10 protein-coding genes are annotated in these 11397 nt (G+C 60.0%); 7 read left to right on the top strand and 3 right to left on the bottom strand.

Annotation, left to right across the window (positions count from 1 at the left end; all coding sequences use genetic code 11):
* Window positions 1-19: 19 nt before the first annotated feature.
* Both RTCIAT899_RS09560 and tyrS read right to left on the bottom strand, forming a co-directional pair.
* Entirely contained in the window at window positions 20-346 is a 327-nt protein-coding gene (locus RTCIAT899_RS09560; protein WP_015340019.1) for a hypothetical protein, read from the bottom strand.
* A gap of 174 nt (window positions 347-520) precedes the next feature.
* Window positions 521-1777: a tyrosine--tRNA ligase gene (gene tyrS / locus RTCIAT899_RS09555; RefSeq protein WP_015340018.1), complete on the bottom strand. Its 1257-nt coding sequence runs from the start codon at window positions 1775-1777 to the stop codon at window positions 521-523.
* 284 nt (window positions 1778-2061) lie between these two features.
* Here tyrS and RTCIAT899_RS09550 point away from each other — a divergent pair, with 284 nt between their 5' ends.
* Together RTCIAT899_RS09550 and RTCIAT899_RS09545 are read left to right on the top strand one after the other, a co-directional pair.
* Window positions 2062-4548 carry a caspase family protein gene (locus tag RTCIAT899_RS09550; protein WP_015340017.1) on the top strand — a complete coding sequence of 829 codons (2487 nt, stop codon included), beginning with the start codon at window positions 2062-2064 and terminating at the stop codon, window positions 4546-4548.
* Between the two features lie 179 nt (window positions 4549-4727).
* Window positions 4728-5243: a GNAT family N-acetyltransferase gene (locus RTCIAT899_RS09545; RefSeq protein WP_015340016.1), complete on the top strand. Its 516-nt coding sequence runs from the start codon at window positions 4728-4730 to the stop codon at window positions 5241-5243.
* A 116-nt stretch (window positions 5244-5359) separates the two neighbouring features.
* Here RTCIAT899_RS09545 and RTCIAT899_RS09540 read toward each other — a convergent pair whose 3' ends face one another.
* Window positions 5360-6037 carry an alpha/beta hydrolase gene (locus RTCIAT899_RS09540; protein WP_004108794.1) on the bottom strand — a complete coding sequence of 226 codons (678 nt, stop codon included), beginning with the start codon at window positions 6035-6037 and terminating at the stop codon, window positions 5360-5362.
* A 233-nt stretch (window positions 6038-6270) separates the two neighbouring features.
* Here RTCIAT899_RS09540 and RTCIAT899_RS09535 point away from each other — a divergent pair, with 233 nt between their 5' ends.
* The 5 genes from RTCIAT899_RS09535 to sufD all read left to right on the top strand — a co-directional run bounded on the left by RTCIAT899_RS09535 (window position 6271) and on the right by sufD (window position 11384).
* A complete protein-coding gene (locus RTCIAT899_RS09535) occupies window positions 6271-7437 on the top strand; it encodes a cysteine desulfurase family protein (RefSeq protein WP_015340015.1) in 1167 nt (388 codons plus the stop codon).
* Between the two features lie 146 nt (window positions 7438-7583).
* On the top strand, window positions 7584-9053 hold the full coding sequence (sufB, locus tag RTCIAT899_RS09530; RefSeq protein ID WP_015340014.1) for a Fe-S cluster assembly protein SufB: 1470 nt from the start codon (window positions 7584-7586) through the stop codon (window positions 9051-9053).
* Window positions 9053-9319, top strand: a complete 267-nt coding sequence (locus tag RTCIAT899_RS09525; RefSeq protein WP_041677459.1) for a hypothetical protein — start codon at window positions 9053-9055, stop codon at window positions 9317-9319. The genes sufB and RTCIAT899_RS09525 overlap by 1 nt, the downstream gene beginning before the upstream one ends.
* Window positions 9320-9331: 12 nt before the next feature.
* A complete protein-coding gene (sufC, locus tag RTCIAT899_RS09520) occupies window positions 9332-10087 on the top strand; it encodes a Fe-S cluster assembly ATPase SufC (protein WP_015340013.1) in 756 nt (251 codons plus the stop codon).
* A gap of 22 nt (window positions 10088-10109) precedes the next feature.
* Window positions 10110-11384, top strand: coding sequence for a Fe-S cluster assembly protein SufD (gene sufD, locus RTCIAT899_RS09515; RefSeq protein ID WP_015340012.1), 1275 nt, complete (start codon window positions 10110-10112; stop codon window positions 11382-11384).
* Window positions 11385-11397: the final 13 nt, after the last annotated feature.

Raw genomic sequence — 11397 nt, 5'->3', positions numbered from 1 at the left:
GTAACTGAGGCAGGGTGGATCATTTTTCGTCCGCCAGCCGCTCACGTATGCGTTCGGCGCCACCGCTCATGCGCCGGGCGAATGGTCGATCGGGGTCCACGATACGCCAGAATGGAGCCGCGCCGCTTTGGCTGATCTGCACGAGATGTCGCTGAACGGTGACAGGGCAGCAGGCATCCGCGCCATACTGCCTGGCAAGTGCCTTTCTCACGTCCGTAATATCGGACAATCGGCCCGGAGGTGCCGCCCAGAGCGCGCGAGCGACCATCTCCTCATTGGGAATCAACATGCTTTGTGTAGAGCTTCGGCCCTTGCGCCTTGTCTTGATCACCGGCAGTTCATCCATAATCCGCCTCCAGGGTTGGAACCTTAACAGAGGACGAGTGGGCAGGTCGCGATCCGACATGAGGATGCAAAGAATCATGCAGTCAGCATCGATAGTGCTCTGCATTTGCGCTGCCCCAAAATGATAAAGCCGGCGCGAAGGCGCCGGCTCATCGTTCTCCTGCTACTTAGACGCTCAGGTGGCCGGGCGGATCAGGATATGCTTCTTCTTGCCGAGCGACAGCTTGATGACGCCATCGGCGGTGACTTCGCTGCTGCCGATGATCTTGCGCTCGTCGCTGATGGGCTGATCATTGATGCGCACTGCGCCGCCCTGGACATGGCGACGAGCTTCGCCGTTAGAGGCGGCAAGGCCGGCGCGCACGATCAGAGCCAGAAGGCCGATGCCAGCGTCGAGTTCGGAGGAGGGAACATCGATCGACGGCAGGTTTTCCGACAATCCGCCTTCCTCGAAGGTCTTGCGGGCGGTCTCGGCGGCCTGCTCGGCTGCCGCGCGGCCGTGAAGGATCGCGGTCACTTCGGTCGCGAGGATCTTCTTGACCTCGTTGAGTTCGGAGCCCGCGATGGCGGAAAGCCGTTCAATCTCGTCCATCGGCAATGTCGTGAACAGCTTGAGGAAGCGCGGAACGTCGGCATCCTCGGTGTTGCGCCAGTATTGCCAGAAATCATAGACCGGCAGCAGGTCGGCATTCAGCCAGACGGCGCCGGAAGCCGACTTGCCCATCTTGGCACCGGAAGAGGTCGTCAGCAGCGGCGAGGTCAAAGCAAAGAGCTGCTTGGTCCCCATGCGGTGACCTAGATCGATACCGTTGACGATATTGCCCCACTGATCCGAACCGCCCATCTGCAGGCGGCAATCGTAACGCTTGGCCAATTCGACGAAATCGTAGGCCTGCAGGATCATGTAGTTGAATTCGAGGAACGACAGCGACTGTTCGCGGTCAAGCCTCGTCTTGACGCTGTCGAAGGACAGCATGCGGTTGACCGAGAAGTGGCGGCCGACGTCGCGCAGGAATTCGAGATAATTCAGCGAGCGCAGCCATTCTGCGTTGTTGATCATCAAGGCCGCGTTGCCGGGCTTGTTGTAGTCGAGATAGTTCGAGAAGCAGCGTTTGATTGAGGCAATATTGTCCTCGATCATGTCGATGGTCATCAATTTGCGGGCTTCCTCCTTGAAGGAGGGATCACCGACCATGCCGGTGCCGCCGCCCATCAGGGAGATCGGCCGATGGCCAGTCGCCTGCAGCCAATGCAGCATCATGATCTGGGTGAGATGGCCGACATGGAGACTCGATGCCGTCGGATCATAGCCGATATAGGCCGTCACGGTTTCCTTGGCGAAGAGGTCGTCTAGGCCGGCTTCATCGGAAATCTGATGAATGAAGCCGCGCTCTTGCAGGGTGTGCAGGAAATCGGATTTGAACTCAGCCATGATCTTGGTCTCTCGATGCCGCATTGCTGGAAAGCGCGGCGAAGTCGCTATTGTTTGACGTTGGGCGCGCGTTTAGCACCGATTTGGCGACGCGTCATCATTTTGCTGGAACAGACGACAAGTTTCGGCGTGGGCAGCGTGTGTAACCGAGCACTTGTGAACGTCAATAGACCGTAACATGGCCGCGAATCTGCCTGGAATAAGTCCCGCATTCGCCCGAATCGAATCCTAGGCATTTTCCTATTGATCCCGCACGCACCTCATGTTTCGTGAAAGAAACCGGTATGTCACCTCTGCTTTCGAAGATGGGATTGTCATCCAAAAAGACGATCTGGGCATTTTTTGCCATGATGTTGGCTTTGGTCGGTATTGCTGCTGCGAATCCGGCCGAAGCTCAGGGTTCCCCTGAAAAGAGAATAGCGCTTGTCGTTGGTAACGCCGCCTACACGGTGGGCGCGCTTCCGACGCCGGCCAATGATGCCGGCCTGATCGCGCAAACGCTGCAGGCTGCGGGCTTCGACGTGATAGGCGCGCGCGATCTCGATCAAAATAGCTTGCGCGATGCTATGCGCGACTTTCTGACGAAAGCCAACGCGTCAGGCCCCAACACCGTCGTCTTCGTCTATCTGGCGGGCTACGGTGTGCAGTATCAGGGCGACAATTACTTCGTGCCTGTGGATGCGCAGATCGCCAATGCCACGGATGTCCCCGTCCAGGCGATCCGCGTGGGCGACTTCACCAAATCGCTGTCGGCCATCAACAATCGTGGCAGCATCGTCGTGCTCGACGCGGCGAGAGCCAATCCGTTCGTGCAGTCCAGTCAGCCGCTGGCGGGTGGTCTGGCGCTGGTCGATCCCGATGCCAATCAGCTAATTGCCTTCAATGCGGCGCCCGGCACGGTCGCACCGCAGGAGGCCGGTCCCTATGGTTCCTACGCGCATGCGCTGGCGGAGATGATCCGCGTCGGCGGCCTTTCGCTTGATGACGTCTTCGATCGCACACGGTTGCGGGTCGGCGACTTGACCAAGGGCGCCGAGATTTCCTGGGATGCTTCCAAATTCAAGAATGCCTTCACCTTCTTCGATCGCGGTCCGAACGCGCCGGCCGCTGCGGTGCCGAGCACCGACGATGTGGCAAACCGGACGAAGCCCATTCGCGATTTCGATGAGCGCGATGCCTATTTCGCGGCGCTCGATCGCGACACGCTGCAGGGCTATGAGGATTTTCTCGCCGCCTATCCGAACGATTCCATGGTCAGGCGTGTCCGCGCCATTGTCGCCGCCCGCCGCGAGGCGATAACCTGGCGCGAGACCTGGGTTGCCGACACGCCCGAGGCCTATTGGTCTTATCTGAGGCGTTATCCGCGCGGTCCCCACGTCTGGGATGCCCGCCGCCGTCTCGAGCATTTCGAGGCAGCCCTCGAGCCGCCGCCATCTTTCACCGTGATCGAGTATGACGTGCCGCCGCCCCCACCGCCGGAGGTGGTCTATGTCGACCGTCCCGTGCTTTATTTCGATGATGCGGATTTCGGCTACGCACCGCCGCCGCCCGTCGTCTTCCTGGCACCGCCGCCACCGGATTTCGTCGAGTTGGCGCCACCGCAGCCCGCGGTCGATCTCTACGTGTTGCCGGCACCGGTCTTCGTTCCGGTCCCTGCATGGGTCGAGCCGCCACGCGATATCGCGCCGCCCGAGAACAATGTCATCTTCAATAACATCCACAATACGGTCGTGAACAACACGACGGTCATCAACAACAACACTGTGGTCAACGAGAACGTGGCGGCACCCGCTGCACCTGGGTTGACGACAGGGCAGAAACTCGCCGGTGCGGCCGTTATCGCCGGAGCAGGGGCTGCAGCACTGCATGTTGCCCTGCCGCCATCGGTACAGAAGAAGGCGGCGGTTATACAACGGCAGAATCCCGCCAAGACGGTGCCTGGAGTTGCTCCTGCGGCGGCGCCGTTGGCGCAGCCGCAAGGCGGAAACGCCGCTGCCCACGTTCTTCCCGGCGCGAATGGTCAGCCGCTGCCGGCTGGTGGCAAGCCGCCCGTCAATCAGGGAACGGCTCGGACGAAGGAGGGGCAATCGCCGCAAGCTGCGCCGAATGCGGTGCATAGTCCGGCTGTCGCCACTCAACCCGCCCAGCAAGGCACAAATGCCAATGCGCACACGCTTCCGGGCGCGAACGGTCAACCTTTGCCAACCACGGGCAAGCTGCCAGCCAATCCTGGCGCAGCGCAGACGAAACAGGCTCAACAGCCTCAGGCTACGCCGAACGCCAATACACATGCGCTTCCCGGTTCCAAGGGACAACCGCTGCCGGCCGTTGGCAATGCGCCTGCCGTGAAGGGGCAAAACCAGATTGCCAAGACCCCGGCACCGCAAGCAATGCCGGGCGGCAAACCGAATCCGGTCGCCGCTGCACCGAAACCCGATGGGCATGCTCCGGCGGCGCCGGCTGTTGCCGCCAGAATTCCGGCGAAGCCCAAGGCCATCCCCAACAATCCACCTCGTGTCAGCAGTCAGCCTCATGTCGCTGCCACGCCGCCCCGGCAAGCCAATCCGGCTCCTGCACAGCCCAAACCCGCGCCGCATGTGGTGGCACAGGCGAGGGCGCCAGCGCCGAAGCCGCAGGCTCAGCCCAAGCCTCAGCCGCAGCCGCAGCCGAAGGTCGTGCAGCAGCAGGTGAAGAGACCACCTCCGCCTCCGCCGCAGAAGCCTCCGGAAAAGAAGAAGTGCGGCGCTCCCGGTCTGCCGGCATGTCACTGATGGATGATATCAAGCGATAATCTGGAAGACCCGCTTCGGCGGGCCTTCGCATGCGAGATGTCGCTTGATCGGCTTGTTGAAATCAGGCCGAGCGGTTAGCACTGACCGCCGGGTTGTCAATCGGCGCTGTCATACATGTTACGGCAGGCTGGAGATTCATCACGAAAACAGGCAGGCAGATGAGTAATACCATCATACTCGAAACCCCACGCCTCGTTCTGACGATGTGGGATAAGGCTGATGCCGAAGCGATTCGGCAATTGCATTCGACGATCGAGACCACGCGCTATCTCTCGGGCGCGACTCCTTGGACGCTGGAGAAGGCCGAGGAGCGGCTGAAAAGCTGGTTTGGCGAGCAGGCGCGCGACGGCGTGACGAAATACAAGATACTGCGGCGCGAGAATGGACGCTTCATCGGTCGTGCCGGCTTTTCGCGCTTCCAGGAGCGCGGACGAGGTGAGTTCGAACTCGGCTATTCGCTTCGGCAGGACGCGTGGGGCAACGGTTACGCCACGGAGATAGCCGGCGCGCTGGCACAGTGGTTTTTCCGCCGAGGCTTCGCCGATCGGTTCATCGCATTCACGCATCCGGAAAACGTTGCTTCGCAGCGGGTTCTACAAAAAATCGGCATGCAGTACGAAGCGCCGATCGTTGTCAGCGGCACTCCAGGCCTTTGCTTCAGGATGTCACGCTAGCAGCAGTTCCGGCAAAAATACGCAGCGGATTTTCGACCGGAATGCGTAAAACAGCAAGATTGAGCGTTTCCGTGTTTCAAAGAACGGCGGAAACGCTCTGAGAGGGGCGCCGCTTCTTAGCGAATGCGCTTGGCAGCCGGTTCCGGCACCAATTCGCCATTCAGGCGACGATCGAGATAATCCTCGCATTCGCCGAGCAGCGTTTCGACCTGACCGTTGAAGAAGTGGTTGGCGCCCGGAACCACCTTGTGCGTGATCAGGATGCCCTTCTGGGTCTTCAGCTTCTCGACGAGGCCGTTGACGTCCTTTTCCGGAGCAACCTTGTCGGCATCGCCGTTGATGATCAGGCCGGACGAGGGGCAGGGTGCGAGGAAGGAGAAGTCGTAGATATTCGGCTGCGGCGCGATCGACATGAAGCCTTCGATTTCCGGACGGCGCATCAGCAGCTGCATGCCGATCCAGGCGCCGAAGGAGTAGCCGGCAACCCAGCAGCTCTTCGAATCAGGATGAAGGCTCTGCACCCAGTCGAGTGCAGAGGCAGCATCGGAAAGCTCGCCGGCGCCGTGGTCGAACTCGCCCTGGCTGCGGCCGATACCGCGGAAGTTGAAGCGGAGCGTGGTGAAGCCGCGCTTCTGGAACATATAGAAGAGCTGGTAGACCACCTGATTGTTCATCGTACCGCCGAACTGCGGATGAGGATGAAGGATAATCGCGATCGGGGCGCTCTTTTCCTTGGAGGGCTGATAGCGGCCTTCAAGGCGACCCGCGGGGCCGTTGAAAATTACTTCGGGCATCGATACTCCGGCTCTTCTTTTTCTGCGTTCAAACCCTGCGGCACGCAGCAAGTTGACTTGACGAATGCGCTCATCTTTTCTAGAACGCAGTTTAGAACAATTCGAAACTTGATGCGGTGGTCCGCGCGTTGTCTGTGCAACGGTTTGTGGAACGTGTCATAAGGCATGCCCGGCTGAAATTTCAAGGAAAATGAGCCGGTCGCAGCAAAGCAAAGTCGCGCAGGAAGAAGATTATGGCTGCAACACGCCTTTATCTCGATTGGAATGCTACCGCGCCGCTCCATCCGGCGGCCCGCGAAGCCATGCTGCGTGCGATGGATATTCAAGGCAACCCCAATTCCGTTCACGGCGAAGGTAGGGCAGCGCGCGCGGCTGTCGAGGCCGCACGCCGGCAGGTTGCGGCTCTTACGGGCGCGGAAGCTGCCCATGTGGTTTTCACCAGCGGCGCCACTGAGGCCGCCAATATGGTGCTGACGCCGGAATTCCGCATGGGGCGGACGCCGCTTGTGGTTAGCCACCTTTATATATCGGCCGTCGAGCATCCGGCCGTGCGCGAAGGCGGCCGGTTTGCCAAGGACAATGTCAGCGAAATACCGGTGACCTCAGACGGTACGATCGATCTCGCTGCGCTGGAAGCGATGCTATCAGCCCATGACAAGGCGAGTGGCCTGCCGATGGTCGCGATCATGCTTGCCAATAATGAGACCGGAATTCTGCAACCAGTCACCGAAGCGGCGAAGCTCGTTCAGGCGGCGGGTGGCTTGTTAGTCGTTGATGCGGTTCAAGCAGCCGGCCGGATTCCGCTCGATATCCATGCGATCGGCGCGGATTTTCTGATCGTGTCCTCGCACAAGATCGGCGGCCCGAAGGGTGTTGGCGCGCTCGTCTCGCGCGGTGAAATCCTGATGCCGATGCCGCTGATCCATGGTGGCGGGCAGGAAAAAGGCCATCGCTCGGGCACGGAAAATACGCTTGCCATCATCGGCTTCGGTGCCGCCGCCGAGGTCACTGCCTTGGACCTCGATGCTCGCAATGCTGCGATCGCTTCATTGCGCGACCGGCTGGAAGCAGGGATGGAGCTGGTGGCGCCGGATGTCATCATTCATGGGAAGGATGGCCCGCGCGTTCCCAACACGTGCTTTTTCACGCTGCCGGGGCTGAAATCCGAAACCGGCCAGATCGCCTTCGATCTTGAAGGGGTTGCTATATCGGCCGGCTCAGCCTGCTCGTCGGGCAAGGTCGGCGAGAGCCATGTGCTAGCGGCGATGGGATGTGATCCCAAGCTTGGAGCGTTGCGCATTTCGCTGGGGCCGACCACGACCGAAGCGGATATCGATCGCGCAATTGCCGCGTTTACCCGTATCGCGGGAAGACGCAAGCTGGCGGGTGCGGCGGCCTGACGGCCACAATTTTGCGGAAACCGAAATTTCCGCTTGCCAAGCGGGGTGAAAAGTCCCTTTTGGCCGACTACATAGGGGGCAGACATAAGTCTGCCGCAACGTTGACAAGCTGCCGGACCTTGGATCCGGCGAGATTGGAGAACGAAATGCCTGCAGTCCAGGAAACGGTCGATCAGGTTCGCCTGATTGACGTGGACCAATACAAGTATGGTTTTGAGACCATCATCGAAATGGACAAGGCTCCCAAGGGTCTGTCCGAAGACATTGTCCGTTTTATTTCCGCCAAGAAGCAAGAGCCGGAATGGATGCTGGAATGGCGTCTGGAAGCCTATCGCCGCTGGCTGACGCTGGAAGAGCCGACATGGGCACGCGTCGACTATCCGAAGATCGACTTTAACGACATCTACTACTACGCCGCGCCGAAGAAGTTCGCCGGTCCGAAGTCGCTCGACGAAGTCGACCCGGAGCTCCTGAAGACCTATGAGAAGCTTGGCATTCCACTGCGCGAGCAGGAGATTCTTGCCGGCGTCGAGAAGCCGAAGATCGCCGTCGATGCGGTGTTCGATTCCGTTTCGGTCGTCACCACCTTCAAGGAAGAGCTGAAGAAGGCCGGCGTGATCTTCATGTCGATCTCGGAAGCCATTCGCGAACATCCGGATCTCGTGCGCAAGTATCTCGGCTCCGTCGTGCCGACCTCGGACAATTTCTATGCGACGCTGAATTCGGCCGTCTTCACCGACGGTTCCTTCGTCTTCGTGCCGAAGGGCGTTCGTTGCCCGATGGAATTGTCGACCTACTTCCGCATCAACGAGAAGAACACCGGCCAGTTCGAGCGCACGCTGATCATCGCCGAAGAAGGTGCCTACGTCTCCTATCTCGAAGGCTGCACAGCGCCGCAGCGCGATGAAAACCAGCTGCATGCTGCCGTCGTCGAGCTCGTTGCGCTTGACGACGCCGAGATCAAGTATTCGACCGTCCAGAACTGGTATCCGGGCGACAAGAACGGCAAGGGCGGCATCTACAACTTCGTCACCAAGCGTGGCGATTGCCGCGGTCATCGCTCCAAGATCTCCTGGACGCAGGTCGAGACCGGCTCTGCCATCACCTGGAAGTATCCGTCCTGCATCCTGCGCGGCGATGACAGCCGTGGCGAGTTCTACTCGATCGCTGTTTCGAACGGCCATCAGCAGGTCGATAGCGGCACCAAGATGATCCACCTCGGCAAGAACACCTCGAGCCGTATCGTCTCGAAGGGCATCGCCGCCGGCGTCTCGCAGAACACCTATCGCGGTCAGGTTTCGGCTCACCGCAAGGCATCGAACGCGCGTAACTTCACGCAGTGCGATTCATTGCTGATCGGCGACAAGTGCGGCGCGCATACGGTGCCATACATCGAGGCGAAGAACTCGACGGCGCAGTTCGAGCATGAAGCCACGACGTCGAAGATTTCCGAAGACCAGCTGTTCTACTGCCTGCAGCGCGGCATCCCGACCGAAGCGGCGATCGCGCTGATCGTCAACGGCTTCGTCAAGGAAGTGCTGCAGGAGCTGCCGATGGAATTCGCCGTCGAAGCGCAGAAGCTGATCGGCATCTCGCTCGAAGGCAGTGTTGGGTGATGGACGATCGGCCGCCACTTTGGCAGACCGGTGAACGGAAGTATTGGGTCGCAAAGGCTGCAATTTTCTTGTTCTCCTCGGCATTAGCCGGTGTCATCGTGGGAATGCTCGTAGCTTTTGCAAACTGGCATATCGGCAAACTGATCGTACTTTCGTCCCTTGGCGTATGTGCCGTTTTGTTGCTGCTCGGTAGGGCGGTCGAATTCGTCGAAGAATTATTAGAATTGGTGGAACGCATTTTCCCTGGATGGAAAAGCCCCAAGTGAAAGATCGAGACTATGCTTGAAATCAAGAACCTGCATGCCCGTATCGCCGAAGACGGCACCGAGATCATCCGCGGCCTGAACCTGACCGTGAAGGCAGGCGAAGTTGCCGCCATCATGGGCCCGAACGGCTCCGGCAAGTCGACGCTCTCCTATATCCTCGCCGGCCGCGAGGATTATGAAGTCACCGAGGGTGACATCCTTTATAACGGCGAGAGCATCCTGGAGCTCGACGCTGCCGAGCGCGCCGCCAAGGGCATCTTCCTGGCCTTCCAGTATCCCGTGGAAATCCCCGGCGTCGCCACCATGCAGTTCCTCAAGGTTGCTCTGAACGAGCAGCGCAAGGCACGCGGCGAAGACGAACTGACGACACCGGATTTCATCCGCCGCGTCAAGGATGCTGCCGGCAAGCTGCAGATCAACATGGACATGCTGAAGCGCCCGCTCAACGTTGGCTTCTCCGGCGGTGAAAAGAAGCGCGCCGAAATCCTGCAGATGGCGCTGCTGGAGCCGCAGCTTTGCGTGCTCGACGAAACCGATTCCGGCCTCGACATCGATGCGCTGAAGATCGTCGCCGATGGCGTCAACGCGCTGCGTTCGCCCGATCGCGCCGTGATCGTTATCACCCACTATCAGCGCCTGCTCGACTACATCGTTCCGGACACCGTCCACGTTCTCTACAAGGGCCAGGTGATCAAGTCCGGCGACAAGACGCTGGCGCATGAGCTCGAAGCCAACGGCTATGCCGACATCATCGGTGCTGCAGCCTGATCGAGGCGGAAAGGACACGTCGATGAACATTCAGACGACGAACCGCCTGACGTCAGCCGAAACGGCGTTGATCGAGGCGTATAACGACCAGATGGGCGATCTGCCCGGCGACGGCGAGGTTTTTGCCGTCCGCGACCGCCTGCTGGACGAGCTGAAGACCGCCGGCCTGCCGACACGCCGGATCGAGGCATGGCATTATACCGATTTCAAGAACCTGCTGCGTCTGGTTCCCAGCAATATCGGCAAGGGCCTTGCCGAAGCGTTGCCGGCAACGGTCGAAGGATCGCCTGTCATTGCGGTTCTGCAGGGCAAGGCAAGTGATAAGGCTTCGGTGAAGAATTTGACCGTTGCGCGCTACGCCGACAGCTTGATCAACGGCGCGGCCGCCGTCGGCCTCGAGGCCCTTGGCAAGGATGACGCTATCGGCCGCATCAATGCGAGCTTCGTGCGTGACGGTTATGTCATCGATTTTCCTGATGGCACCGAACTCGATGCGCCGCTCGAAGTGCAGTTCATCCATGCCGGCGGCCAGATCCACAGCCGTCTGCCGGTTACTTTCGGCGCCGAAGTCAAGGCGACCTTTATCGAGCGTCATCAGGCGGTCGAAGGCGCTGCCGCGCTGGTTTCCTCGGTGAGCGAAGTCAAGATCGGCAAGGGTTCTGAGATCACCTGGATTATCCTGCAGGAACAGGGCAGCGAAGATACCCATCTCGGCCAGCTCCGAATCGATCTCGGAGAAGATGCCAAGCTGAAGCTGTTCGTCATCAACGCCGGCGGCAAGCTGGTGCGCCAGGAACTGTATATCAAGGTAGCGGGCGAGGGCGCCGATCTGACGCTGCGCGGTATCAACCTGCTCGGCGGCGATACGCATACAGACGTGACGATGGTGCTCGGTCATGATGTTCCGAACACCGGTTCCACCGAAGTTATCCGTAATGTCGTGTTCGACCGCGCTCGCGGCGTCTTCCAGGGCATGATCCGGGTCGCACCGGATGCGCAGAAGACCGATGCCAAGATGGCCTGCAACACGCTGCTGATGTCCGACGATGCCGAGTTCTCGGTGAAGCCCGAGCTTGAAATCTTCGCCGATGACGTACAGTGCGGCCATGGCGCCACTGTCGCGGATATCGACGGCAACCATCTCTACTACCTGATGGCGCGCGGCATTCCGGAGAAAAAGGCGCGGGCCATGCTCGTCAACGCCTTTGTGGCCGAGATCGTCGAGGAACTGGAAGACGAAGCCCTGGTAGAGGCGCTGGAAGGCGTTATCTCGGCCTGGCTGGAAAAGCACGCCTGATTGGAGGCAAAGC

Origin of the sequence: Rhizobium tropici CIAT 899, from assembly GCF_000330885.1 — a bacterium.
Taxonomy (GTDB): Bacteria; Pseudomonadota; Alphaproteobacteria; order Rhizobiales; family Rhizobiaceae; genus Rhizobium; species Rhizobium tropici.
Note: the sequence above shows the minus strand (reverse complement) of the source record. Positions and strands in the feature narration are given on the sequence as shown.